Here is a 25,136-nt window from a genome sequence, read left to right on the forward strand (position 1 = left end):
GGCCGATCCGTCCTCGTCAGCGGGCGCCGCCGGATGCTTGAATGTCCCGCATGACGGCGAAGAGTCAGGTGCAGTGGACCGAGGACGCGCTGACCGCGCTCCGCGTGGGCAAGGGGTTCCGGCTCGACGACGTCGACCCGGAGTCGACCCCCGGCTACGCGGGCGACAAGGCCGCGAGCAAGGCCGACCTCGCGGCGGGCCTCGCCGAGCTCGCGGAGTACCAGGAGCGGCTGTTCGCCGCGAGCCGCGGGGGCACGTCCAAGGACTCGGTGCTGCTCGTGCTGCAGGCCATGGACTCCGCGGGCAAGGGCGGGATCATCCGGCACGTCGTGGGCGGCGTCGATCCGCAGGGCATCGAGCTGGCGGCGTTCAAGGCGCCCACCGAGGAGGAGCTCGCGCACGACTTCCTGTGGCGCATCGAGAAGCGCGTGCCGCGGCCCGGCATGATCGGCGTGTTCGACCGCTCGCACTACGAGGACGTGCTCATCGGCCGCGTGCGGGGCCTCGCCGAGCCGCAGGAGATCGAGCGCCGCTACGGCGCGATCGTCGACTTCGAGCGGCGCCTGGCGGAGTCCGGCACCCGCATCATCAAGGTCATGCTGCACATCTCGCACGCCGAGCAGGGCGCGCGGCTGATGGAGCGCCTCGAGCGCCCCGACAAGCACTGGAAGTACAACCCCGGCGACGTGGACGAGCGCGCGCGGTGGCCCGAGTACATGGCGGCCTACCAGACCGTCCTGTCGCGCACGTCCACCGACGAGGCGCCGTGGTTCGTGGTGCCGGCGAACCGCAAGTGGTACGCGCGGCTCGCGGTGCAGGCGCTGCTGCTCGAGGTGCTCGAGTCCATCGACCCGCAGTGGCCCGTCGCCGACTTCGACGTCGCCCTCGAGAAGGAGCGCCTGCGGGCGACCCTCTGACGCCGCGCCGGTGGCGCCCCGGCGCTCGACGACGCGAGACCGCAACCCCGCGCCGAGACGGCAGTGGACCACTGCTGTCCGAGCGCGGGATCGCGGTCTCGTCGAAGCGGCGTCGTCAGACGCGCGCGGCGCGGCTCACCTCGCGCGCGGCGGCGAGCGCCTGGTCGAGGTCGGCCAGCAGGTCCTCGACGTTCTCGAGGCCGACCGACAGGCGCACCAGGCCGGGCGTGACGCCCGCGCTGAGCTGCTGCTCGGGCGTGAGCTGCGAGTGCGTGGTCGAGGCGGGGTGGATGACCAGCGAGCGCACGTCGCCGATGTTGGCGAGGTGGCTGAACAGCTTCAGCGAGTCCACGAACGTGCGGCCGGCGTCCACGCCGCCCTTGAGCTCGAACGACAGCACCGCGCCGACGCCCTTGGGGGCGTACGCGTTGGCGGCCGAGTACCAGGGCGAGGTCGGCAGACCCGAGTAGTTGACGGTCGCGACATCCGCGTGGTTCTCGAGCCACTCGGCCACGAGCTGCGCGTTGTGCACGTGGCGCTCGACGCGCAGCGACAGGGTCTCGATGCCCTGGATGAGCTGCCACGCGCTCTGCGGCGAGATCGAGGCGCCGAGGTCGCGCAGCAGCTGCACGCGGGCCTTGATGATGTAGGCCAGCTCGTCGCCGACCGCGTCGGTGTAGACCGCGCCGTGGTACGAGGGGTCGGGCGTGGTCAGGCCGGGGAACCGGTCGCTGTGCTGCGACCACGGGAAGGTGCCGCCGTCGACGATCACTCCGCCGATCGTGGTGCCGTGGCCGCCGAGGAACTTGGTCGCCGAGTGCACGATGATGTCCGCGCCGTGCTCGAACGGGCGGATGAGGTACGGCGTCGCGATCGTGTTGTCGACGATGAGGGGCACGCCGGCCTCGTGCGCGACGTCCGACACGGTGCGGATGTCCAGCACGTTGATCTGCGGGTTGCCGATCGTCTCGGCGAAGAACAGCTTGGTGTTCGGGCGGATCGCCGCGCGCCAGGCGCCCGGGTCGTCCTGGTTCTCGACGAACGTGACGTCGATGCCGAGCTTCGCGAGCGTGTACTTGAACAGGTTGTAGGTGCCGCCGTAGATCGAGCTCGACGACACGATGTGGTCGCCGGCCTGCGCGATGTTCAGCACCGCGAACGTCGAGGCCGCCTGGCCGCTCGCCAGCAGCAGGGCGCCGGAACCGCCCTCGAGGGCCGCGAGACGCTGCTCGACGACCTCCTGGGTCGGGTTCTGGATGCGCGTGTAGATGTTGCCGGTCTCGGCCAGGGCGAACAGGTTCTTCGCGTGGTCGGAGTCGCGGAACACGTACGACGTGGTCTGGTAGATCGGCGTGGCGCGCGCGCCCGTCACCGGATCCGGCGCCGCACCGGCGTGGATCTGCAGGGTCTCGAAGCGCAGCTGCGGGGTGGTGGCATCGGTCATGACGGACCTCCGGGAGGGGGACGAAGTGCGGCGGCCGAGAAAGGGCCTGATGAGACGTTACGTCGGCCGCCTCGGGCGGGCAATCCGCGGGAAACGCGGCGTCACATTCTCCGGCCGGTACGGTTGATGTCATGGCGAACAGCGGGGCAGGCGCGGGTCGGCGGGCGGTCGTGACGGGCGCGAGCTCCGGGATCGGGCAGGCGACGGCGCGCGCCCTGCGCGCATCCGGATGGGACGTCGTCGGCGTCGCCCGGCGCGCGGACCGGCTCGAGGCCCTCGCAGCCGAGACGGGGGCCGGCGTGTTCGCGGCCGACCTCACCTCGCAGGCCGACGTCGACGCGCTCGCGGCGCACCTGCGTGCGACTGGCGGGGTCCACGCTCTCGTGCACGTCGCGGGCGGCGCGCGCGGCACCGATCGCGTGGAGGATGGCGACCCCGACGACTGGACGTGGATGTACGAGGTCAACGTGCTCTCGGCGCAGCGCCTCGTGAAGGCGCTGCTGCCGCAGCTGCGCGACGCGGTCCGCGCCGGATCGGGCCACGCCGACACGCTGTTCGTCACGTCGACCGCCGCCCAGACCGCGTACCCCGGCGGATCGGGCTACAACGCCGCGAAGGCGGGCGAGGCCATGCTCGTGAACGCCCTGCGCCTCGAGCTCAACGGCGAGCCCATCCGCGTGGTCGAGATCGCGCCGGGCATGGTGCGCACCGAGGAGTTCAGCCTCAACAGGCTCGGCAGCGCGGAGGCCGCCGACAGCGTGTACGAGGGCGTCGAGGCCCCGCTCGTCGCGGAGGACGTGGCGGACGTGATCGCCTACGCGCTGAACGCGCCGGGGCACGTCAATCTCGACCTGGTGACCATGCGCCCCGTCGCGCAGTCGGCCCAGCACCTGCTCGCGCGCGGCCCGCTGAAGCCGCGCGACTGATCCATCCCCCTTCCCGTGTCTCACTTCGGCGCGGAATCCGGGTCGGATTCCGCGCCGAAGTGAGACATCCGAAAAACACGAAAGGACCCCGCGTGGGAGACACCGACATCCGCGAGCGGCTCACCTGGGACGGCTTCGGCGAGGCGACGCGCGACCTGGCGCGGCGCATCCTCGACGACGGCTTCGAGCCCGAGGTGGTCGTCGCGATCGCGCGGGGCGGCCTGCTGCCCGCGGGCGCCATCGCCTACGGCCTGGGCGCCAAGAACTGCGGCGCGCTGAACGTCGAGTTCTACACGGGCATCGGCACGGTGCTGGACGCGCCCGAGGTGCTGCCGCCCGAGCTCGACATGGCCTACCTCGACGGGCGCCGCGTGCTGCTGGTCGACGACGTCGCCGACTCGGGCCGGACGCTCGCGCTCGCGGTCGACCTGCTGAAGTCGCAGGGCGCGGATGTCCGCTCCGTCACGATCTACACGAAGCCCTCCACGATCATCACGCCGGACTACGCCTGGAAGGCCACGGACCTGTGGATCGACTTCCCGTGGTCGGCGAAGGGCACCGTGCGCGAGGAGGACGCCGGGCTCGAGGCGTCAGCCTGAGCGTGCCGGAGGCCGTCGTGCCCATGACGCTGCCGGAGCTGGCCGACGCCGGTCTCATGGACCGCGGCTGGGCCGAGGCGCTCGCGCCCGTCGCGGGCGACATCGCCGCGCTCGGCGAGCGCCTGCGCCACGAGGTCGCGGAGGGCCGCGGCTACCTGCCCGCGGGCGAGAGGGTGCTGCGCGCGTTCCAGCGCCCGCTCGCGGACGTCCGCGTGCTCGTGGTGGGGCAGGACCCGTACCCGACGCCCGGGCATCCGATCGGCCTGTCGTTCGCGGTCGAGAGGCACGTGCGCCCGGTGCCTCGCAGCCTGCAGAACATCTACCGTGAGCTGAACGACGACCTGGGCATCCCGCCCGCGCCGCACGGCGACCTGTCGGCCTGGAGCGACCAGGGCGTGATGCTGCTGAACCGCGTGCTCACGGTTCGCCCGGGCGAGGCCGCGTCGCACCGCGGCTGGGGATGGGAGCGCGTCACGGAGCACGCCATCCGGGTGCTCGTCGAGCGGGGCGGCCCGCTGGTGGCGATCCTGTGGGGCCGCGACGCGGCGGGCCTCAAGCCGCTGCTCGCCTCGACGGACGGCCGTCCCGGCGTGCCGTGGGTCGAGTCCGCGCATCCGTCGCCGCTGTCGGCGAGCCGGGGGTTCTTCGGCTCGCGTCCGTTCTCGCGCGTGAACGCGCTCCTCGAGGCGCAGGGCGGCGCGCCCGTGGACTGGCGCATCCCGGCGTAGCGCCGACGCCGTGGTCGTAGGCTTGTGCGCATGCTGGAGGAGGAGTACCAGAAGCGCCGCGTGCTGCCGCGCCACCTGCGCCGCAAGCCCGAGCCGGAGCGGCCCTTCACGTACGAGATCCGCCCGGCCACGCTCGCGGACATCCCCGACATCCGCGAGATCTACAACTACTACGTCCGCAACTCGGTCGTCACCTTCGACGAGAAGGCCTGGTCGATCAAGAAGTGGCGCGAGAAGTTCGAGCACCTGCAGAAGCTGGGCCTGCCGTTCCTCGTCGCCGTGTCGCCGACCGGGCAGGTGCTGGGCTACGCGCTCGTCTCGCCGTGGGCGGGCAAGTCGGCGTTCCGCTACACGGTCGAGAACTCGATCTACCTCGGGCAGGCCGCCACCGGCAAGGGCCTCGGCCGCGCGCTCCTGGAGGCCCTGATCGAGGCGTGCGAGGAGATCGGCCTGCGCCAGCTCGTCGCCGTGATCAGCGACAAGGGCGCCGAGGGCTCCATCGCGCTGCACGAGAAGCTCGGCTTCGTCGAGGTCGGCCGGATGGGCAAGGTCGGCTACAAGTTCGACCGCTGGCTCGGCACCGTCTACCTGCAGAAGCAGCTGCACCCCAAGAAGAAGCCGGGCGTGCTGAAGCGGATACTGGGCGCCGCTGCGCCGGCGAGCAGCGACAAGCGAAGCGGGGGAGACAAGGCGGAGGAGTCGACGCCTCAGGCGTAGAGCCCCGCCGCGAGCGACTCCACGACGTCGCCGGCCGGCCGGGCCGCGGTCAGCGCGCGCACTCCGAGCCCGGCGTCGATCGAGCGCGGCTCGCCCGCGAGCACTCGCTCGGGCACGTCCTCGGGCCACGCGTAGCCCGAGCGCCGGTCGAACTCCGACGTGAGGACCGTGTCGGTTCCGCGCAGCATCGCCGTCCGGTCGGCGTCGTCGAGCAGCGACTCCGGGCACGCGGCGAACGCCGTGCCGACCCACACGCCGGCCGCGCCCGTGTCCCTCACGCGCCGCACGTCGTCGGCCGTGGCGATCGCGCCGGCCGCGAGCACGGGCACTTCGACGGCCGCGAGCACGCGGGACAGCAGGTCGGCGAGCCCCGAGAGCGGTCGGCCGTGGCCGCCGCCCTCCAGCCCGCGCGCGACGATCAGGTCCACTCCGGCGGCGGCCGCGCGCTCGGCCCCCGCCACATCCGGCACCTGGGTCACGGTGGCGACGCCGACGTCGTGTGCCCGCGCGACCCAGTCGAAGTCGTCGCCGAAGCTCACCGACAGCAGCACGGGCCGCGCCGCGAGCGCCGCGTCGAGCAGTTCGGGGCGGGAGCGCATGACCCAGTCCACGAGCCCGATCCCGACGCGCACCCCGTCGGGCACTAGGACCAGCTCGCGCGCGAGGGCTTCGGGCGAGCCGGCGCTGCCCATCCCGATCATGCCGAGCGCTCCCGCCCGCGACACGGCCGTCGCGAGCCGTCCGCCGGCGACGCCGCCCATCGGGGCGCACACGAGCGGATGACGGATGCCGAGGCGGTCGGACCAGGCGGTGCTCACGCCTCGATCCTGCCACGCGGCCGCCGGCCCGATGGCGTGTCCGTGGCGTCGAGGTGGACGCGCCGTGAAGGTCCGGAGGCGCCGTGTCAGCCGATGACGGGGATGGATGCCAGCAGGCGCCGCGTGTACGCGTGCTGCGGGCGCAGCAGCACGTCGGCGGTCGCGCCGTGCTCGACGATCGCGCCGTCCTTCATGACGGCGACCGTGTCGCACAGGCTCTGCACCACGCCGATGTCGTGCGACACCAGCAGGAGCGTGAGCCCGTCGCGCCGCCGCAGCCGGGCGAGCAGCTCGAGGATCTGCGCGCGGACCGTGACGTCGAGCGCGGACAGTGGCTCGTCGCCCACCAGCACGGCCGGCCGGTGCGCGATCGCGCGGGCGAGCGCGATGCGCTGGCGCTGCCCGCCCGAGAACTCGTGCGGGTAGCGCGAGGCCATGTCGGGCTCGAGGCCCACATCCGCCAGCACCTCGCGGACGCGCCCGCGGTGGTCGCCGCCGACGCCGAGCGCCCACAGCGGCTCGGCGACGATCCGCTCGACGGTCATCCGGGGATCGAGCGACGCGTACGGGTCCTGGAACACGATGCCGGTCTGCCGCCGCAGCCAGTGCAGCGACCGTGCGGAAGCGGCGGCGTCGACCGGGCGCCCGTCGACCTCGACCGTGCCGGTCGTGGGCCGGTCGAGCCCGAGCAGCAGCCGGATCAGCGTGGACTTGCCCGAGCCGGACTCGCCGATCACGCCCAGCGACGAGCCGCGCGCGACGTCGAGGTCGGTCGGGGCCAGCGCGACGTTCTCGCGCCGCGCCGAGAACAGCGTCTCGCGGGGCAGCGTGTATCGGCGGCTGAGGCCGCGCGCGCGGATGACCGGCTGCGTCACGATGCCTCCCCGCGGAAGAGGGTCGCGGTCGCATCGCGCAGCAGGCCCCGCGTGACTGGATGCGCGGGGGACCGCAGCAGGCGTGAGACCTCGCCCTCCTCGACCACGCGGCCGTGCTCCAGCACCACCCCGTGGGTGGCGACCTGCGAGAGCACGGCGAGGTCGTGCGTGATGAACACCAGCGACATCCCGGCGTCCGCGACCAGGCCGAGCAGCAGCTGCAGGATCTCGGCCTGGATCGTCACGTCGAGCGCCGTGGTGGGCTCGTCGGCGATCAGCAGCCGCGGCCCGCACGCGAGCGCCATGGCGATCGCGACGCGCTGACGCTGTCCGCCCGACAGCTGGTGCGGGTAGCGGCGGACGATGGCGTCGGGGGCGGGCAGCAGGACACGTCGCGCCTCGTCCACCGCGATGCGCCGGGCCTCGGCGCGCGTGACGTCGCGGTGGATGCGCACGGACTCGGCGATCTGACGGCCGACGGTGCGGATCGGGTTGAGCGCGGTCTGCGGCTCCTGGAACACCATGCCGATCTCGTCGCCGCGCAGCTTCGCCAGCTCGCGGTCGGGGAGCCCGATCAGCTCGCGTCCGTTCCAGCGGATGCTGCCGCGCGCGGTCGCGCCGTCGGGCAGCAGGCCGAGGATCGCGAGCGCCGTGAGGGACTTGCCCGAGCCGGACTCGCCGATCAGCCCGACGCGCGCCCCGTCGGGAACCGCGAACGAGACGCGGTCGACCACGGTGCGGCCGCCGATCTCGACCACCAGGTCGCTGACCTCGAGACTCAAGCGACCACCCCCGGGGTCGTGTGGGGGATGGCCTTCGGCCCCGGGACGTGCCGGCCGCGCAGGGTCGGGTCGGTCGCCTCGCGCAGCGCGTCGCCCAGCAGGTTGAGCGCCAGCACCGTGAGGGTGATCGCGAGGCCCGGCCACACGACCGACAGCGGATGCACCTGCAGGTACTGCTGCAGGTCGGCGAGCAGCAGCCCCCACGACGGCTCCGTGACCGAGGCGCCGAAGCCCAGGTACGACAGGCCGGCCTCGGCGAGCACGGCGACCGCCATCGACCACGACAGCTGCACGATGAACACGGGCGCGACGTTGGGCAGCAGGTGGCGGCGCAGGTTCTGCAGCGCGGTGAGGCCCGCCGCGCGGCCCGCGAGCACGTAGTCGCTGCCGCGCACGCGGCGCAGCTCGGGGCGCGTGACGCGCGCGATGCTCACGCCGAAGCCGATCCCCACCGACCAGACCACGACCCAGAGCGAGCCGCCCCAGACCGACGAGATCATCATCGCGATCAGCAGCACGGGGAACGCGATCAGGATGTCGATCAGCACCGCGACGGCCTCGCGCGTCCAGCGGGGCGTGAGCGCGCCGATCGAGGCGAGCAGCACGCCCACCGCGGTCGACACCAGGCCCGCGCCGATCGCGACCAGCACGGTGGTGCGGGCGCCCGCCATCACGAGGCTCAGGATGTCGCGCCCCGTGCCGTCGGTGCCGAGCACGTGCGGCCAGCCGGGCAGCCCCCAGCGGTGCGCGATGTCGACCGTGCGGGGGTCGAACGGCGTCCACACGAGCGACACCAGCGCGGTGAGGACGACGACGCCGGCGACGATCAGGCCGAAGCGGCCGGTCGACAGGCGCCACAGTCGCGACGGCAGACCCATCCGGCTCATCCCGCCTCCCGCTGGCGCGGGTCGATCGCGTGGTGCACGAGGTCGACGACGAACCCGATCAGCAGCACGAAGCCCGTCAGCACCAGCAGCTCGCCCTGCACCATCACCAGATCGCGCGAGCCCACGTCGGTCGCGAGCATCCGGCCGATGCCCGGCAGGTTGAACACCAGCTCGATCACGACGGCGCCGACCACGATGCCGGCCACCTGCAGACCGAGCACGGTCACGATCGACAGGCCGACCGACGGCAGCCCGTGACGGATGAGCGCCTGCGTGCGCGTGAGGCCCTTGGCGGCGCCCGTGCGCACGAAGTCCTGGCCGACCGCCTGAAGCGTGGCGCTGCGCACGAAGCGCAGCAGCATGGCCCCCTCGACGACGCCGATGGTGAGCGCGGGCAGCATGAGCGACCGCAGGGCAAGGCCCGGGGCGGCCCATCCGGACCGCGGGAACCCCTGCGCGGGCAGCCAGCCCAGCACCACCGCGAACAGCACGACCAGCATCATGCCCGCCCACACGACCGGAACGGCCGCGAGGCCCTGCGACACCACGCTGATCGCGGTGCCGTCCGCGCGTCCCCGCCGCACGGCCGACAGCACGCCGAACGGCACCGAGATGAGCAGCGCGATGAGCATGGACAGGATGCCGAGGGGCAGCGTCACCTGCGCCTTCTCCCACAGCTCGTCCGCGACGGGGGACCCCGTCAGCATCGAGACGCCGAGGTCGCCGTGCAGCACGCCGCCGATCCAGTCGGCGTACTGCTCCCACAGCGGCCGGTCGAGCCCCAGCTGCCGCCGGATCTCGGCGACCTGCGCGGCCGATCCCTGCGTGCCGGCGATCAGCTGCGCCACGTCGCCCGGCAGCACGCGCAGCACCGTGAAGATGAGCGCGCTCGCGACGAGCAGGCCGACCGCCAGCAGGGTCAGTCTCGTCAGCAGGTATCGGATCACCGGCGCTCCGGCGCTCGCGTCACTCGGTCGCGAGCGTGACAGCGGACAGGTCGATGCGCGAGTTGATGGAGTCCACGGGGAAGCCCTGGACGCCCGGACCGACCGCCGTGATGGTCTCCCCCGTGTACAGCCAGTCGGCCGCGTGGTCCTCCGACACGATGCGCGCCGCCTGGGCGAGCAGTTCGGCCGACTCGTCGGGGTCGACCGTGCTCGTCGCCTCGGCGTACAGCTCCTGCACCTCGGCGTTGTCGTAGCCGAAGTAGTAGTCCGGGTTCGCGAAGTTGCCGAAGTCGCGGGGCTCCACGTGCAGCACGAAGCTCAGCTGGTAGTCCTTGTTCGTGTACACGTCCTGCAGCCACGTCGGGAACTCGACCGGGTCGACCTTGAGCTCGACGCCGATGTCGTTGAACGCCGACACCAGGAACGTCGACACCGTCGTGCCGTAGAACGACGGGATCGTGAGCTCGAGCTCCAGGTCCTCCTGACCGGCCTCCGCGAGCAGCTCCTTGGCGCGCTCGGGGTCGAACGGGGCGACATCCGACAGGTCCTCGTAGCCGGGGTCGAGCGCCGGGATCGGGCCGTACTGCGTGGTCGCGGCGCCCACGGCCTCGACCAGCGCCTCGTGGTCGATCGCCAGGCGCAGCGCCTCGCGCACGCGCACGTCGTCGAGCGGTGCGGCCTGGTTGTTGAACGCGAGCGTCGCCTTGTCGGTGGTCGCGCCCCGCGTCAGGGTGAAGCCGTTCTGCCCGTCCAGCTGCGGCGCCAGGTCGGCCTGCACGGCCGTCAGGACGTCGAGGCTGCCGTCGAGGGCGGCGTTGACGCCGGCCGTGAAGTCGGGGATGTAGCTGACCTCGACCGCGGCGACGCCGGCGGCCTCGCCCCAGTACTCGTCGTTGCGCGTGAAGGTGATGCCGTCGCCCTGGCTCCAGTCGGCGAGGGTGAACGGCCCGGTGCCGTTCGCGGCGGTCTTCAGGTCGGTCTCGTCGCCCTCGTCGAACACCAGGCCCGCGCGGCCCGTCAGGGCGAAAAGCAGGTTCTGGTCGGGCTGGTCGAGCGTCAGGACGACCGTGCGGTCGTCGGGCGCGTCCACGGCCACGACGTGCGCGAGCTGGTCGTGTCCGATCAGCGTCTCGTCGTTGCGGACCTGGTTGTAGGTCTCCACGACGTCCGACGCCGTGAGCTCACCCCCGCCGTGGAAGGTCACGCCCTCGTTGAGCGTGAACGTGTAGGTGAGGCCGTCCTCCGACACCTCGTACTCGCTCGCGAGCGACGGCACGATCTCGTTCTCCTCGGTGCGGGTCACGAGACCCTCGTACACGTTGTCGATCAGGATCTGCTCGAGCGCGGCGCCCGACGTGTGACGGATGTCGAGGTTGTCGGGCTCCAGCACCAGGCCCAGCCGCAGAGTCGCGTCGGGGTCGGGCTCGCCTGTCGGGCCCGGCTGAGGCGAGCCGGTGCACCCGGCCAGCGCGAGCGCGGCGATGCCGAGGCCCGCCACGGCGGAGCGGCGCAGAAGCGCGGGGCGCGAGGAGAAGCTGTGCATGGGTGTCCTTTCGGATCGGCGCGGCGGGCGCCGGCTGGGGCCGGCCCTCAGGGCCGCGTCCCGTTCGGGTGGATCCGGGAGGCGATGAGCTCGGCGAGCTCGACGGGTGCCGCCTCCTGGACGTTGTGCGGGGCCGCGAGCGCGACCACCTCGGCATCGTGCAGGCGTCGGGCGAAGTCGTCGGCCGCTGCGGTGTCGACGTAGCCGCGCTCGCCGCGGATCAGCAGGAGGGGAGCGCGGACGGCGGCGAGGTCGTCCCATCCGGACTCGTCGACCAGCGCCGGGGTCGCGGCGTCGGCCGGCGCGGCGAGCGCCTGCTGGGCGATGCGGGCGAAGTGGTGCTTCCACTCGACGCGACCGTCGTCGCGCACGCGCGTGTTGTGGAAGACGCCGCGGCGCGCGTCCTCGAGCGAGCCGCCGAGCCCGAAGCCCATGGCGTGCTCGACCGCGGCCTCGCGTGAGTCGAAGTCCGTGCGCTCGTAGAACCGGCGCAGCTCGGCCGATCCGCCGCCCCCGCTCGCGCCCGGCGTGATGTCGACGAGCACGAGCGAGGCCACCAGATCCGGGCGCTGCGCGGCGACCGCGGCGGCCGTGATGCCGCCGAGCGAGTGGCCGACGAGCACCACGGGGGCCGCGGCCCACTCCTCGATGCCCAGGATGACGTCGGGCGCGAGCGTGCGCGGCCGGTAGTCGGCGTCGTCGCGCCAGGTCGAGTCGCCGTGACCCGGCAGGTCGATCGCGAGCACGGGCGCGCCGAGGGCCAGTGCCGTGGTGTCCCACGTGTGCGCGTTCAGTCCCGCGCCGTGCAGCAGGACGACCTGGGGGAGGCCGGTGCCGAGGCGCAGGGCGCTGAGCGCGCGACCGCCGGGCAGGTCGAGGGCGAGGCGCTCGGCGGAGGGCGCCTCGCGGCCCAGGCGCTCGGCCTGGCCGGGCAGGTACGCGAACTCGTCGCGCGTGCGCGCGGCGGTCGGGTTCTCTGTCACGGATCCGGCTGCTTCCTGCGAGGATGGTGCCCGGTGGCGGGCGGGACGCGTCCATTCTGCCGCTCCCGCGAGGCCTCGGGATGCTCGCGGAGCAAGGTGCACGGTCTTGGTCCCATTGTGGTGCGCTTAACCCGAAGTCATACGTTCATCCATTGTGCACTCTGATTTCGTGCCTTCCGGGCGGGCGCTCTGATCGCCTCGGTAAAGTGTCAGCATGGACCAGCCGCGGGTGCATCTGTCGAAGTCCGAGCCGACCGCCTACAAGGCGCTCGACGCGTTCTCGCGCGAGGTCGGCCGCATCGCGCGGGAGAACGGCATCGACGACCGCCTCAAGGAGCTCGTGCTGATGCACTGCTCGCAGCTCAACGGCTGCGCGTACTGCACGCGCATCCACTCCGACCGCGCGCTGGCCGCCGGGGTCACGTTCGACGACCTCGCCCAGCTTCCCGTCTGGCGCGAGTCGGGCGTCTTCTCCGACCGCGAGCGCGCGGCGCTCGAGCTCGCCGAGGCGTTCACGTTCATCCATCGCGGCGGCATCCCCGAGGACGTCTACGAGCGCGTGGGCGCCGTGCTCACCGAGAAGGAGTACCTCGGCGTCAGCTGGCTGTGCGTCTCGATCAACTCGTTCAACCGCGTGGTGATCGCCGGACGCTACCCGGTTCCCCGGCGCGACCCCGCCGGCGCCCCGGCCGGAGCGTGACCGCGGGAGAGAGCCTCGTCCCGGGCTCGGTCAACTTCCGCGACGTCGGAGGGCTGCCCGCCGGCGAGGGTCGGACGCGGTCGGGGGTGCTGTATCGCTCGGGCAACCTGGCCGCGGTCGACGAGCTCGGCGGCGCGGCGTTCCGCGCGCTGGGCGTGCGCCGGATCGTCGACCTGCGCGACGACGACGAGGTCGAGCACGCGCCGAGCCGCGTCGGGGACGTCGAGACGCTGCGGGTGCCCCTGTTCCTCGGGTCGCTCGCGTCCTTCTTCCTCGAGGACATGACGCTCATCGAGATGTACCGCGCGCTCCTCGAGCGCGCGGGCGACCGGCTGGTCACGGCCGTGCGCGGCATCCTGGGTGCGCAGCCCGTGCTCGTGCACTGCACGGTCGGCAAGGACCGCACGGGCGTGACGGTCGCGCTCGCGCTCGCCGCGGTGGGTGTGGACGAGGACGCCGTGATCGCGGACTACGCCCGGACCGAGGGGATGCTCCCCGCGTGGCGCAACGAGCAGGCGCTGGCGCGGATGCGCGCCGTGTATCCGCACGCCCGGAACCTCGAGGAGCTCGCGAGCCGGTCGCCCGCGCACGTGATGCGGACCATCCTCGACGAGATCCGCGCGCAGCACGGCTCCGCGGCGGGGTTCCTGCACGCGCACGGCCTGCGCGACGACGAGCTCGCCGACCTGCGCCGCGTGCTGATCGAGGAGTGAGCCGCGCGCTCGCCCCGGTCAGTGGCGGGTGAGGTAAGGCAACCCTGACTCGGGCGTATGATGGAGGCATCATGACCGCCGTCGAGCACAACCCCTCCGCCTGCCGCGCCTCGCGCCACACGCGGGTGCAGCACCTCGTGACCGCGGACGAGCAGTCGTTCGCCGAGCTCGAGGCGCTGCTCGCGACCCTGCCGATCTGCGCCACGGGCCGCGTGTTCATCGAGGTGCCGGACGCGGGCTGGATCGCGCCGGTCTCGGCGCCCCCGCGCATGGTCGTGACCTGGCTGGACCGCTCCGCGCGCACGGGCGCGCCGGGGTCGGGCCGCTCCTGCACCCCGGGCGCCGCCCTGACGCGCGCCGTCACGGCGTGGGCCGACGAGATGATGTGCGACGAGCACGACGAGACGCGCGTCGACCTGCTCGGCGGCTACCTCGGCACCGCCGACATCGTCGACCACCTCACCGAGCGTCTCGACGTCGCGCCCGAGCGCATCCACGCGCCCGAGCGCTTCCGCCTGTTCAGCCGCGGCTGACCCCGGGTCTGCGCCGCGTGCGCACGTAGCCGCCCGCGCGCAGGCCGGCCGCGATCTCGAAGCGGTTGCGCAGCGGATCGCGCCCCGCGAGCAGGTAGAGCAGCGGCATCAGGAACCCGTAGCGGCGCCACTGGTCGCGGTGCACCGCCTCGTGCCGCAGCAGCTCGGCCGTGACGGGCCCGTCGCCGGTCAGGAAGCAGCCGCCCACGCACACGCCCCCGCGCGGGAACGCCCACTTCGGCAGGCCCCGGAAGACCCACAGGCCCTCGCGGCGCTCGACCGGGCCCGTGCTCCACAGGGTGCCCCAGACCCATCCGATCGCCGTGCCCCATGCGTAGCCGACCAGGCTCACGGGGGAGTCCAGCAGGATGCGCGGCAGCAGCCCGTCCACGCGCTCGCCGCGGCGGAGCGCGCGCTCGGCGCCCGTCCGGATCGCGCGGGGCAGGGCGTCGAGCTCGGCGTGCGGCCAGCTCACGCCAGCGCCCCGATGATGCGCAGGATCGCGCCCATGTCCTCGACGGCGGCGGAGGGCGTCGCGGGCGTGAAGCCCGCGACCGTGGCTCCCGCGAGCTCGACGCGCGCCCGCAGGGCGCCGATCGCGGCGACCAGCGCGGCCGGGGCGACGCCGAAGGGCTCGGGGGAGGAGACGCCCGCGATGTGCGCGGGGTCGAGCACGTCGAGGTCCACGTGGACGTACACGCGGCGCGCGCCGGTGGCCGCGACCGCGTCGGCGAGCGCGTCCGCGCGCTCCAGCTCCGCGGGCGCGAGCGAGGCCATCCCGGACTCCGCGAGCAGCTCGTCCTCCTCGGGGTCGAGCATCCGGACGCCGGCCAGCACGACCCGCTCGGGCGGGACGAGACCGGGCGGCAGGACGAGCCCCGGCGCCCCCTCGCCCAGCACCGCGCGCAGCGCCATGCCGGCGTAGGCGCCGCTCGGCGACGAACCGGGCGCGTGCAGGTCGCCGTGGGCGTCGAACCACACGAGCGCGAGCGGCTCGTCGGTCTGGGCGGCGACGTGCCCGATCGCCGCGACCGAGACGCCGCAGTCGCCGCCGACCACGATCACGGGTGCCGGCAGGTCCTCGAGCGCGGCGCGCACGCCGTCGGCGGTGCGCAGCAGCGCGCTCGCGCGCAGCACGCCGGTCTCGAGCGTGTCCCCCGCCTCGAGCGGCACGTCGACGAACGTGCAGGCCGCCCGGGGCAGGTCGCCGGCGATCGCCTCCGCACCGTCGATGTGCGCCATGGCGCGCGACGAGGGCGAGCCCTGCCACTGGGGGACGACGAGGAACCGGGCCATGCAGTCATCCTGCCGCGGATCGCGGCCGCGCGCACGAATCCCCGTACCGACACAACGCAGGACCTCTGCCGTGTCGACGGCGTGTCGCGGGGCGCGAAGCGGGCGGCACGCCCGGGATCCGCGGGAAGTCCTGCGTTGTGTCGGCGTGGGCGGCCCACTTGCGATCGAGCGACCGCGGAGCTGCACCCGATCGAGTGCAGCCCCGCGGTCGTGACCGGGCGTCAGGAGCCGAGCTGGCCCTGCGGCTGACCGCCCGACTTCAGCTGCGCGAGGCGCGCCTCGACCTCGGTCAGCTCGCCGAGGTCCTCGAGGCTCTCGAACTGGGCGTCCAGGCTCGAGGCCGCCAGCTCGGCCTTGCCCTGGGCCTGCGCCTCGACGCGGCGCACCTTCTCCTCGAAGCGGCCGAGCTCGCTGGTGGGGTCGAGCACGTCGATCGACTTCACGGCGTCCACGACCTTGGTCTGCGCCTCGGCCGTCTTGTGGCGTGCGATCAGCTCGCTGCGCTTCGCGCGCAGCTGCTCGAGCTTGACCTTCATGCCGTTGAGGCCGGCCTTGAGCTTCTCGACGACCTCGCTCTGGGCCTCGAGCTGCGGCGCCGTGGCCTTGATGTCGTTCTCGGCCGAGATCTGGCGCTGCAGCGCGACCTTCGCGAGCGCGTCGAACTTGTCGGCGTCGACGGGGTCGCCCGCCGCGCGCAGCTCGTCGGCCTTGCGGCTCGCGGCGAGCGCCTTGTTGCCCCACTCGACCGCGGCCTGCTTGTCCTCGGCGTGGTCGCGCTCGAGCAGCCGCAGGTTGCCGATGGTCTCGGCGATGGCCGCCTCGGCGTCCGCGATGTTGTTCGTGTAGTCGCGCACCAGCTGGTCGAGCATCTTCTCCGGGTCCTCGGCCTGGTCGAGGATCGCGTTGATGTTCGCCTTCATGAGCGTGGAGATGCGCCCGAAGATCGACTGCTTTGCCATGTTGTGCCTTTCGTGTGGCGGTTGAGGTGTGCGTGAGGTGCCTCGAGGGCGAGTCTAGAAGCGCCGCCCTCCCGAGCGGCCGGACGATCTGCTTCCTCCGAACGAGCGGGACGAGCGCGAGGACGACCGGCCGGATGACCGACCGCCGGATGAGCGGCCGCCGAACGAGGAGCGGCTGTACGAGCGGGACCAGGATCCGGACGAGGACGATCCGCCCCAGCCGGAGGACGATCCGCCGCCCTCGCCGTCGCCGAACAGGCCCGACAGGGCCCCGAGCACGACGCCGCCCAGCGTGAACAGCAGGACGATCCCCGCCGCGCCGTCCGATTCGTCCGCGACGCCGAGGCTCGAGAACAGCCCGACCGCGCCGCCGCTGACCGCGCCCCACAGGGCGCGCCCGCCGGCGCCGTCGTCCTCGTCGGCGGATCGTGTCGGAGACGCCTCGGCGCCGTTCGAGCCGAAAGCGCGCGCCCGGCGCCGCCCGGGGCGCTCGTCGGACCGGATGCCCGCGGCGGTCAGCGCGGTCTCGGCGTGCCGCACGGCGTCGCGGGCGTGGCCGGTGGCCGCGGCGGCATCCGTCGCGAGTGCCGCGCGCGCCAGCGCCAGGGCGGCGTGCGCCTGCCGCAGCGCGCCGAGCGCGACGGCGGACACCCGCCCGGCACGCGCCGTGACGGTCGCCTCGGCGGTGCGGACCGCGGAGGCCGCGCGGTCGAGCTCCCGGTCGCCCGTCGGCTCCCCGGCCGCGCCGGGAGAGGAGGGCAGGGCGGACGGGCCGTGGCCGAGGTCGCCGCCCACCGCGGCCGAGTCGACCGCGGGCGCACCGCTCGCGGCGGCCACGCCGAGCGTCGCGGCGTGGGCCTCGACCGCCGTGTGCAGCGCGGTCGCCTCCGCGAGCAGGCGCTCGATCTCGTGCACCGCTGCGGAGATCTGCGCGGCCCTGCGGCGCGCGACGGCGTCGCGCAGCCTGCCGAGCCACTCGTCGGCCGCCTCGAGCCGCCGCCGCATCTCCGACGCGTTGTCGGCCACGGGCGCGACCCGGGCGGGCGCGTAGGCGGCGGACATCGTGGCGATCCGCTCGGCGGCCGAGGCCACGAGCCTGTCCGCCTCCGCGCGGGAGCGCTCCAGGCGCTCGAGCGTCGCCTGCGCGTCCGTCGCGAGCGCGCGCAGCCGCGCGAGGGAGTCGCGGTGCCGCTCGAGCTCGCGGTCCACGGCCGCGCACGCCGCCAGGATCTCGTCGGTCCACGAGCGGGTGTCGGCGGGGGAGTCCTCGGTCGCGTCCTCGAGGCGGCGCTGCAGCTCGAACGCGCGGTCGATCCGCTCCCGTCCCTCGGCCAGCACCTGCGCGTACTCGCGCGTGGCGTCCTCGCCGAACTCGGCCGTGACGAAGTCGAGCTCCTGCTCGCTGGTGCGCAGGGCCTCATCCGCGCGCACGAGCGCGATCGAGGCGCGCCGGCGCTGCCCCGCGAGCGTGCGCAGCTCGAGGGCGCGGGCCGCGCGGCGCCGCCCCAGCAGCACGAACTGCACGATCAGGAACACCAGGAGGGCGGCGGCGCCGATGCCGATGAGCCACACCCACCAGGGCGGCGGCACCTCGTCGAACTCGTCGGCGACGAACTCGACGCCGCCGACCCAGTCGTCGTCCGCCAGGTGCTCCGAGCCGAGCCGGTCCTCGATCTCGAGAACGCGGCTCTCGCGGAGCGGACCGCCCTCGTACTCGGCGGAGATCGCCAGCGCGCGGCCCTCGGTCGCGACCGCCAGCAGGTACTGGTCCGCGGCGAGGTTGTTCTGAAGCGATGTGCGGTCGGCCCACTGCAGTGCGTTCGACGGCGACGTGAAGTCGTCGACGAACACCACGTAGAGCTCCGGCCGATCCGGCGCCGAGGCGAGCGCCTCGAGGCGCTGCTCCAGCCGCCGCTCCTCGGATGCCGACAGCACGCCTGCGCGATCCGTGACGTAGCCCGGGTCGAGGTCGCCCGGCGGCTCCGCATGGGCCGCGAGCGGCGCGAGCGCGAGCGCACCCGCCAGGGCCGCCGTGGCGACGGCGGGCGGGGTGCGCGGCGCGAGACGCATCAGAAGCGGCCGCCTCCACGACGCCCGCGGCCCCCGCCGAATCCGCCGCCGCCGCGGCTGCTGCGGCCGCCGAGGCCGCCGCCCAGTCCTCCGCCCAGGCCGCCGAGCACGGAGCCCCCGCCCCAGCCGCTCGTGCCGCCTCGTGTGCCGCCCCCGCCGAGGCCGCCGCTGATCAGGCCGCCCAGCAGGCCGCCGACGAGCCCGTCCACCATGCCGCCGCCGCGTCCGCCGCCGCCCAGCATGCCGCCGCCCATGCCGCCGCCGAGCATGCCTCCGCCGAGGCCGCCGCCCCAGTCGGCCGACTCGACGTCGGCCTGGGCGAGGCGCGCGGCCTCGGACGCGAGCTGCAGGGCGCGCTGCGCGCGCTGCAGCGCCTGCGCGGGGTCGCCGGACTGGAGGGCCTCGGCCCGCGCGAGCTCGGCGCCCGCCTCGGCCAGCCGTGTGCGCGCCTCGGCGCCCACCGCGCCGCGCCGCGCCGCGATGTACTCCTCGGCGCCCGTGACCTGGCTGCGGGCCTGCAGCAGCGTCTGCCCCAGCATCTGCTGCGCGCGCTGCGCGCTGCCGACGACCGCGTCGATCTGCGCGTTCGCGGCCTGGAGCGCCTCGAGCAGCGCCTGCGGGCTGCGGGCCGATCCCGACAGGTTGTGCCTGGCCTGCGCGACGGCCTGCTCCGTCGCCGCCACCGCGGCCACGACCTCCGCCGTGGCGGGGAGCGTGCGCGCGCGGGCGAGGTCCTGCTCGAGGTCGGCCACGAGCGCCGCGGCCTGCTGCTCGGCCGTCGCGAGCGTCGCGCCGAGATCGGCGACCGCCTTCTCGAGCTGCGCGGCCTGCGCGACCGCCTGCTCGGCGGCGCGGATCGCGACGGCGGCCTCGCCGCCGTCGCCCGCGCCGACCAGCTGCTGCGCGCGGGCGAGCTGCTCGTCGGCGAACGCCAGCCGCGCCCGCGCCTGCGCGGGGTTGTCGGCGACGGTCGTGATCGCGTCGGCCGCGTAGCGGGACCGCAGCTCGGCGACCCCGGTCTCGATCCGCTCGGGTGCCCCGTCCGCCGCGGCGCGACGCTGCTGCACCTCCGCGAGCGCGGCGGGGGCGTCCTGCTCGATGCGGCGCAGCTCGCCGAACGCGGCCTGCTTGTCCTGGAGCGTGGTCGCGGCCGCCTCGCACAGCCGGATGATCTCGCCGTTCCACGCACGCACGTCCTGCTCGGCGTCGGGCTCGTGGTCGTCCAGGCGCTGCTTGAGCTCGAACGCCTTGGCGAGGTCGGCCTTGGCGGCCTGCAGCGCCTGCTCGAACTCGCCGGTCGCCTCGCGGCCGAACTGCGCGATCGCGAAGCCGAGCTCCTGCTCGCTCGCCCGCACGGCGTCGTCCGTCCCGACCAGGGCCGAGGCGGCGCGGCGCGCGAGCTCCTCGGTCGTGACCTCGGGCTCGGCGCCCGGGCCGGCCTGGCCGCCGGAGGTGCCCTTGCGGCGGCGGGAGGCGAGGTACCACGCCGTGCCGCCGACCGCCGCGACCCCGGCCCCGCCGATGACCCACGGCAGGACGGAGCCGCCGCCGGCCGCGCCGCCACCGGGTCCCGAGCCGTCCAGTCCGTCGGCGGCCGCGTCGGCGGCGCCGACCCAGTCCTCGGCCGACAGGAAGGGCTGTACCGCCGACTCGATCTCCGCGATCCGCTGCTCGCTCACGGGCCCCTCGGTCGCCGCCGAGAGATAGTAGTTGCGGTCCTCGACCGCGACCGCCAGCAGGTACTGGTCGATCCCGAGGCCGTTGGACTCGGCCGTCGTGTTGGCCCAGTCGTCGGCGGCGGGCGGGTTCTCGAACGTGTCGACGTAGACGACCCACAGCTCATAGCCGGTGTCGGCGCTCAGCTGCGCGAGCCGCGTCTGCGCCTCCTGCTCCTCGGCCGGGCTCAGCACGTCGGATTCGTCGAGCACGAAGTCGTCGTCGAGCTCCACCGGGTCCTCTGCGTGCGCGGGCGTCGCGATCAGCGCGGCCCCCGTCGCCAGCCCGATCGCCAGCATCGCGCGCATCGACCGCGCCGTCCTCGTGCCCCACGCCGTCATCGCGCCCCCTCCGCGGCAGCGCCGCGACCGGGCGCTCCGTCCTCGATCCTATGCACCGTGCGGCATGCCGGAAAGGGCCGATCGGCGCGGCATCCGTTCGCTCCCCGCGGACGCGCGGACCCCTCCTCGGGGCGCGTCGCGAGGGCTTCCGTGGGCGGCTCGAACGTAGGCTGGTGCGTCGCGCGCGCGCCGCACGCCCCCTGCTCGCCGGACGGAGGACCATGGAAGATCGCTACGGGACCGATGTGCTCGCGACCGGATGGCGCCAGCGCGGCGCGAAGCAGGTGCAGACCGTGCCGGCCGAGATCGACCTGGTCGTCGAGGTCGCCGGCGACGGGTTCTGCGGCGCCGTGACCCGGCTCGAGGCGGGCAGCGTCGAGCTCGAGGACGGGAAGGGCCGCCGCCGCGTGTTCCCGCTCGGCAAGGGCTTCCTGATCGACGGCGAGCCCGTCGAGCTCGTGGTGCCGAAGGCCGCGCCGCAGGCGCGCCGGAGGACCGCATCCGGCTCCTTCGCCGTCGAGGAGCAGCGCGCCCGTGTCGCCCTGCCGCACCGCATCCTGGTCGAGGGTCGGCACGACGCCGAGCTGGTCGAGAAGGTGTGGGGCGCCGACCTGCGGGTCGAGGGCGTGGCGGTCGAGTACCTGGAGGGCGTCGACAGGCTGCCCGACCTGCTGCGGGACGAGCCGCCCGGTCCCGGCCGGCGGTACGGCGTGCTGGTGGATCACCTGGTGCCCGGCTCGAAGGAGCAGCGCATCGCGCGCGCGATCGAGCAGAGCCCGCACGGGCGCCACATGCGCATCGTCGGCCATCCGTTCATCGACGTGTGGCAGTGCGTCAAGCCGTCGTCCGTCGGCATCAGGGCGTGGCCCGAGGTGCCCAAGGGCGAGGAGTGGAAGAAGGGCGTGTGCCGCCGTCTCGGATGGCCGCACGCCGAGCAGGCCGACACCGCCCGCGCGTGGCAGCACATCCTGTCGAAGGTCACCACGTTCCGCGACATCGAGCCGGCGCTGCTCGGCCGCGTCGAGGAGCTCATCGACTTCGTGACGGCGCCCTAGGCTGCGCCGAATACGCTTGAGGGATGCCCGAGGAACCCGCTGACGACGCGCCGTCGTTCCGCAAGCAGCCCGTGTCGTTCGTCCGCCGCAGCGGGCGGATGTCGGACGCGCAGGAGCGCGCCTGGAGCGAGCTGGCTCCGCGGTACGCCTTCGACGTGCCGCGCGACGTCGCGTCGACGTCCGTGCACCCCGACGCGCGCCTGATCCCGGCCGAGGTCTACGGCCGCACGGCGCCGCTCGTGGTGGAGATCGGATCGGGGCAGGGCCACGCGATCGTCTCGGCGGCCGCGGCGCGTCCCGACGTCGACTTCCTCGCGGTCGAGGTGTTCCGCGCCGGCCTCGCCCGCACGATGCTCGACGCCGACCGCGCGGGCGTGCGGAACCTCCGGCTCGTGGAGGCCAACGCGCCCGAGGTGCTCGAGCGCCTGCTGCCCGAGGGCGCGGCCGACGAGGTCTGGGTCTTCTTCCCCGACCCGTGGCACAAGAGCCGGCACAACAAGCGCCGCCTGGTCAAGGAGGGCTTCGGCGCGACGGCCGCCCGCGCGCTGCGCGACGGCGGGCTGCTGCGCCTCGCGACCGACTGGGAGGACTACGCGCTGCAGATGCGCGAGGTGCTCGACGCCGAGCCCGAGTTCGAGCGCGCGTTCGACGGCGGCGAGGACGCCTGGGCGCCGCGGTTCGACGGCCGCGCCATGACCGCGTTCGAACGCAAGGGCATCGCCAAGGGGCGCGAGATCCGCGACCTGACCTACCGCCGCGTCGCGCGGGGCTGAGGGCCGATCCGGATGGCGGCGAAGACGGGGCAGGTGCGGGCGCCGGACGCGCACGCGGTCGAGCCGCTCGTCCTGACCGCGGGTCTGCTCGTGTGCCTGGCCGCGCCCGCGTTCTTCGTGGTCGAGATCGAATGGCTGGGCATCGCGCTGCTGGCGGCCGGGCTGGCGCTCGCCGCCGTGCGCGACCGCCGCGATCCGGCGGGCATCCGGCGTCGCCCCGGCCTGCTGCGCGACCTGGGGCTCATCGCGATCGGCATGCTGATCGTCAGCGTGATCTCGCTCGAGGCGCAGCTGGACGACCTGTCCATGCTGCGGTTCACGCTGGCCCTCGGCGGGGCCGTGGCGGTGCCGTACGTGCTGTCCCGCTTCGTGTTCCGGGACCATGCCGTGCGCTTCCCGTGGCGCGGCGGCGGGCGCTGGGGGCGGCTGCAGTGGGGGTGGCTCGTCGCCGTGCTCGCGCTCGGCTGGCTCATCCTGCCCTTCTACTTCGTGACGAGCGGCGTGTACCGCAACTGGCCCGTGGTGGACACGCCGGATCTGATCGCGCGGCTGTTCGTCGGGGTGGGCGCGGTCGGCATCTGGGACGAGCTGTTCTTCATCTGCACGGTGTTCGCGCTGCTGCGCCGCCACCTGCCGGATCTGGCGGCGAACCTGCTGCAGGCGATCGTGTTCGTGTCGTTCCTGTGGGAGCTCGGCTACCGCGAATGGGGGCCGGTGCTCACCATCCCGTTCGCCCTGCTGCAGGGCCTGATCTTCCTCCGGACGCGCTCGCTCGCGTACGTCGTGACGGTTCACCTGCTGTTCGACGCGGTCGTGTTCCTCGTTCTCGTGCACGGCCACAACCCCGGGATGCTCGACGGCCTGTTCCTGGTCTGACCGCGCGGGCCTCCCGTCCCGCACGGCTGGTTGACTGGAGCGCATGAGCTTCACCCCGCCTCCCGCGCACCTGACCCGGCCCGACCTGCGGGGACGCTTCGGCATGGCGGCGTCGACGCACTGGCTCGCGAGCTCGAGCGCGCAGGCCGTGCTGGAGCGCGGCGGCAACGCGTTCGACGCCGCCGCGGCGGCCGCGTTCGTGCTGCAGGTGGTCGAGCCGCATCTGAACGGCCCCGGCGGCGACTTGACCGCGGTGTTCGCGACGGCCGAGGCGCCATCGACGCCGGTGGTGCTGATGGGTCAGGGGCCCGCGCCCGCGGGCGCGACGATCGAGCATTTCCGCTCGCTCGGGCTCGACCTCGTGCCCGGATCGGGCGCGCTCGCCGCGGCCGTCCCCGGCGCGGTGGACGCGTGGCTCCTGCTGCTGCGCGACCACGGCACGTGGCCGCTCGCCGACGTGCTGGAGTTCGCGATCGGATACGCGATCGACGGCCACCCCGCCGTGCGCGGCGTGTGCACGACGATCGCGGGCGTCGCAGACCTGTTCCGGCAGCACTGGCCCACGTCCGCCCAGCGCTGGCTGCCGGATGGGCGCGTGCCGGCGGAGGGCGACGTGCTGCGCGCACCCGCTTACGGCGCCCTGCTGACCGACCTGTCCCGAGCCGCGTCCGCCGTCGCCTCGCGCGAGGACGGCATCGACGCGGCCCGGGCCCTGTGGCGCGAGCGCGTGGGCCGCGCCGCGGAGGAGTCCGCGCGCGTCCCTCACCGCCACTCCGACGGCGGGGACCACGCGGGCGTGATCGCCGCGGCGGATGTCGCGGGGTTCGCGGCGTCGTACGAGCCCGCCGTCACCATCCCGTTCCGGGGGCACACGATCGCCAAGACGGGCCCGTGGGGGCAGGGGCCCGCGCTGCTGCAGGCGCTGCGCATCCTCGACGGCTTCGACGACGAGCGCCTCGATCCCTCGACCGAGCTCGGGGCGCACACCGTGCTGGAGGCGCTCAAGCTCGCGCTCGCGGACCGCGACGCCTGGTACGGCGAGGACATCGGCCCCGGCGTGCTGCAGCACCTGCTGTCCGAGGAGTACGCCGCGCAGCGCCGCGCGCTGATCGGCGACACGGCGTCGCGCGAGGTGCGACCCGGTGCGGTGCCCGGCCGTGCGACGCCGCCCCTGTCGCCGCTGCGCGAGCAGGGCGCGGTCGGCGCCGGCGTGGGGGAGCCGACCGTGCGCGTCGGCCAGACCGGCGCGCTGGAGACCGACGCCGCCGGCCGCACGCGCGGCGACACGGTCCACCTCGACGTGGTGGACCGCTGGGGCAACATCGTCTCGGCGACGCCGTCGGGCGGCTGGCTGCAGTCCTCGCCCGAGATCCCCGAGCTGGGCTTCTGCCTCGGGACGCGTCTGCAGATGACCTGGCTCGACGAGTCGTCGCCCTCGCGCCTGCAGCCTGGCCGCCGGCCGCGCACGACGCTCACGCCCACGCTCGTGCTGCGTGACGGGGCGCCGGTCATGGCGCTCGGCTCGCCGGGCGGCGACCAGCAGGACCAGTGGCAGCTGCTCCTGCTGCTGCGCGTGCTGGTCGGGGGCTGGACGCCGCAGCAGGCGATCGACGCGCCGGCGCTGCACACGACGTCCATGCACGGCTCCTTCTGGCCGCGGACCGGGACGCCGGCGGGCGCGGTGGTCGAGGACCGGATCGGCGACGAGGTGATCGCGGGGCTGACCGCGCGAGGCCACGTCGTCACGCGCGCGGGCGACTGGGCGCTCGGGCGGCTGTCGGCCGTGACGCGCGATGCCGCCACGGGGCTGCTGGGCGCCGCCGCCAACCCGCGCGGCGCGCAGGGCTACGCGGTGGGTCGATGAGCGCACGAATCGTCAAGACCGGACCGTGGGCATAGATCCGACGGACTGTCAAGCCTTTCGGGACAATTCACCGG

General features: G+C 74.1%; 25 protein-coding genes. 12 read left to right on the forward strand and 13 right to left on the reverse strand.

Going from position 1 to position 25,136, the window contains the following annotated elements; all coding sequences use genetic code 11:
• Positions 1-50 precede the first annotated feature (50 nt).
• The gene (locus B5M43_RS04575; protein WP_134745919.1) at positions 51-917 is read left to right on the forward strand and encodes a polyphosphate kinase 2 family protein; all 867 of its coding nucleotides are present in this window, start codon (positions 51-53) and stop codon (positions 915-917) included.
• 115 nt (positions 918-1,032) lie between these two features.
• Here B5M43_RS04575 and B5M43_RS04580 read toward each other — a convergent pair whose 3' ends face one another.
• On the reverse strand, positions 1,033-2,361 hold the full coding sequence (locus B5M43_RS04580) for a bifunctional o-acetylhomoserine/o-acetylserine sulfhydrylase (protein ID WP_134745920.1): 1,329 nt from the start codon (positions 2,359-2,361) through the stop codon (positions 1,033-1,035).
• A gap of 131 nt (positions 2,362-2,492) precedes the next feature.
• Between B5M43_RS04580 and B5M43_RS04585 the strand changes: the two genes are divergently transcribed.
• From B5M43_RS04585 to B5M43_RS04600, 4 genes are all read left to right on the forward strand, one after another.
• Positions 2,493-3,287: an SDR family oxidoreductase gene (locus B5M43_RS04585; RefSeq protein ID WP_134745921.1), complete on the forward strand. Its 795-nt coding sequence runs from the start codon at positions 2,493-2,495 to the stop codon at positions 3,285-3,287.
• A gap of 92 nt (positions 3,288-3,379) precedes the next feature.
• A complete protein-coding gene (locus B5M43_RS04590) occupies positions 3,380-3,886 on the forward strand; it encodes a phosphoribosyltransferase (protein ID WP_134745922.1) in 507 nt (168 codons plus the stop codon).
• A gap of 17 nt (positions 3,887-3,903) precedes the next feature.
• Positions 3,904-4,614 (forward strand): uracil-DNA glycosylase, encoded by a 711-nt coding sequence (locus B5M43_RS04595; protein ID WP_205829495.1) that lies wholly within the window; start codon positions 3,904-3,906, stop codon positions 4,612-4,614.
• A 30-nt stretch (positions 4,615-4,644) separates the two neighbouring features.
• Positions 4,645-5,331 (forward strand): GNAT family N-acetyltransferase, encoded by a 687-nt coding sequence (locus B5M43_RS04600; RefSeq protein WP_134745923.1) that lies wholly within the window; start codon positions 4,645-4,647, stop codon positions 5,329-5,331.
• On the opposite strand, the gene B5M43_RS04605 is transcribed toward B5M43_RS04600, so the two are convergent.
• From B5M43_RS04605 to B5M43_RS04635, 7 genes are all read right to left on the reverse strand, one after another.
• Positions 5,322-6,149 (reverse strand): nitronate monooxygenase family protein, encoded by an 828-nt coding sequence (locus B5M43_RS04605; protein ID WP_134745924.1) that lies wholly within the window; start codon positions 6,147-6,149, stop codon positions 5,322-5,324. The genes B5M43_RS04600 and B5M43_RS04605 overlap by 10 nt on opposite strands.
• Before the next feature lie 86 nt (positions 6,150-6,235).
• Complete coding sequence (locus B5M43_RS04610) at positions 6,236-7,027, reverse strand: ABC transporter ATP-binding protein (RefSeq protein WP_374198153.1); 792 nt, start codon at positions 7,025-7,027, stop codon at positions 6,236-6,238.
• On the reverse strand, positions 7,021-7,806 hold the full coding sequence (locus B5M43_RS04615; protein WP_134745926.1) for an ABC transporter ATP-binding protein: 786 nt from the start codon (positions 7,804-7,806) through the stop codon (positions 7,021-7,023). Before B5M43_RS04615 ends, B5M43_RS04610 begins: the two co-directional genes overlap by 7 nt.
• On the reverse strand, positions 7,803-8,693 hold the full coding sequence (locus tag B5M43_RS04620; RefSeq protein ID WP_134745927.1) for an ABC transporter permease: 891 nt from the start codon (positions 8,691-8,693) through the stop codon (positions 7,803-7,805). Before B5M43_RS04620 ends, B5M43_RS04615 begins: the two co-directional genes overlap by 4 nt.
• The gene (locus tag B5M43_RS04625; protein WP_055993023.1) at positions 8,690-9,640 is read right to left on the reverse strand and encodes an ABC transporter permease; all 951 of its coding nucleotides are present in this window, start codon (positions 9,638-9,640) and stop codon (positions 8,690-8,692) included. The genes B5M43_RS04620 and B5M43_RS04625 overlap by 4 nt, the downstream gene beginning before the upstream one ends.
• A gap of 19 nt (positions 9,641-9,659) precedes the next feature.
• Positions 9,660-11,183, reverse strand: coding sequence for an ABC transporter substrate-binding protein (locus B5M43_RS04630; protein WP_134745928.1), 1,524 nt, complete (start codon positions 11,181-11,183; stop codon positions 9,660-9,662).
• A gap of 47 nt (positions 11,184-11,230) precedes the next feature.
• Positions 11,231-12,166 carry an alpha/beta fold hydrolase gene (locus tag B5M43_RS04635; protein ID WP_134745929.1) on the reverse strand — a complete coding sequence of 312 codons (936 nt, stop codon included), beginning with the start codon at positions 12,164-12,166 and terminating at the stop codon, positions 11,231-11,233.
• 214 nt (positions 12,167-12,380) lie between these two features.
• On the opposite strand from B5M43_RS04635, the gene B5M43_RS04640 reads away from it, so the two are divergent.
• The 3 genes from B5M43_RS04640 to B5M43_RS04650 all read left to right on the forward strand — a co-directional run bounded on the left by B5M43_RS04640 (position 12,381) and on the right by B5M43_RS04650 (position 14,112).
• Positions 12,381-12,866: a carboxymuconolactone decarboxylase family protein gene (locus tag B5M43_RS04640; protein WP_134745930.1), complete on the forward strand. Its 486-nt coding sequence runs from the start codon at positions 12,381-12,383 to the stop codon at positions 12,864-12,866.
• On the forward strand, positions 12,863-13,579 hold the full coding sequence (locus B5M43_RS04645; RefSeq protein WP_134745931.1) for a tyrosine-protein phosphatase: 717 nt from the start codon (positions 12,863-12,865) through the stop codon (positions 13,577-13,579). The genes B5M43_RS04640 and B5M43_RS04645 overlap by 4 nt, the downstream gene beginning before the upstream one ends.
• A gap of 71 nt (positions 13,580-13,650) precedes the next feature.
• Positions 13,651-14,112: an SIP domain-containing protein gene (locus B5M43_RS04650; RefSeq protein WP_134745932.1), complete on the forward strand. Its 462-nt coding sequence runs from the start codon at positions 13,651-13,653 to the stop codon at positions 14,110-14,112.
• Here the strand turns inward: B5M43_RS04650 and B5M43_RS04655 are convergent.
• From B5M43_RS04655 to B5M43_RS04675, 5 genes are all read right to left on the reverse strand, one after another.
• A complete protein-coding gene (locus tag B5M43_RS04655) occupies positions 14,099-14,587 on the reverse strand; it encodes a Fe-S oxidoreductase (protein WP_230667675.1) in 489 nt (162 codons plus the stop codon). The two genes, B5M43_RS04650 and B5M43_RS04655, sit on opposite strands and share 14 nt — an antisense overlap.
• A complete protein-coding gene (locus tag B5M43_RS04660; RefSeq protein WP_134745933.1) occupies positions 14,584-15,408 on the reverse strand; it encodes an arginase family protein in 825 nt (274 codons plus the stop codon). Before B5M43_RS04660 ends, B5M43_RS04655 begins: the two co-directional genes overlap by 4 nt.
• 221 nt (positions 15,409-15,629) lie before the next feature.
• Positions 15,630-16,367 carry a PspA/IM30 family protein gene (locus B5M43_RS04665; protein WP_134745934.1) on the reverse strand — a complete coding sequence of 246 codons (738 nt, stop codon included), beginning with the start codon at positions 16,365-16,367 and terminating at the stop codon, positions 15,630-15,632.
• 54 nt (positions 16,368-16,421) lie between these two features.
• Positions 16,422-18,437, reverse strand: a complete 2,016-nt coding sequence (locus B5M43_RS04670; protein ID WP_134745935.1) for a TPM domain-containing protein — start codon at positions 18,435-18,437, stop codon at positions 16,422-16,424.
• A complete protein-coding gene (locus B5M43_RS04675) occupies positions 18,437-20,461 on the reverse strand; it encodes a TPM domain-containing protein (protein ID WP_134745936.1) in 2,025 nt (674 codons plus the stop codon). The genes B5M43_RS04670 and B5M43_RS04675 overlap by 1 nt, the downstream gene beginning before the upstream one ends.
• Before the next feature lie 254 nt (positions 20,462-20,715).
• Between B5M43_RS04675 and B5M43_RS04680 the strand changes: the two genes are divergently transcribed.
• Genes B5M43_RS04680 through B5M43_RS04695 form a run of 4 tightly spaced genes read left to right on the forward strand, consistent with a single transcriptional unit; the run spans position 20,716 to position 25,062 of the window.
• A complete protein-coding gene (locus B5M43_RS04680) occupies positions 20,716-21,549 on the forward strand; it encodes a DUF3097 domain-containing protein (protein WP_134745937.1) in 834 nt (277 codons plus the stop codon).
• Positions 21,550-21,572: 23 nt separating this feature from the next.
• Complete coding sequence (gene trmB, locus B5M43_RS04685) at positions 21,573-22,322, forward strand: tRNA (guanosine(46)-N7)-methyltransferase TrmB (protein ID WP_134745938.1); 750 nt, start codon at positions 21,573-21,575, stop codon at positions 22,320-22,322.
• A 12-nt stretch (positions 22,323-22,334) separates the two neighbouring features.
• Positions 22,335-23,198 (forward strand): CPBP family intramembrane glutamic endopeptidase, encoded by an 864-nt coding sequence (locus B5M43_RS04690; protein WP_055993044.1) that lies wholly within the window; start codon positions 22,335-22,337, stop codon positions 23,196-23,198.
• 43 nt (positions 23,199-23,241) lie between these two features.
• Entirely contained in the window at positions 23,242-25,062 is a 1,821-nt protein-coding gene (locus B5M43_RS04695) for a gamma-glutamyltransferase family protein (RefSeq protein WP_134745939.1), read from the forward strand.
• Positions 25,063-25,136: the final 74 nt, after the last annotated feature.

It is taken from the genome of Microbacterium sp. MEC084 (genome assembly GCF_004514465.2).
Lineage (GTDB): Bacteria > Actinomycetota > Actinomycetes > Actinomycetales > Microbacteriaceae > Microbacterium.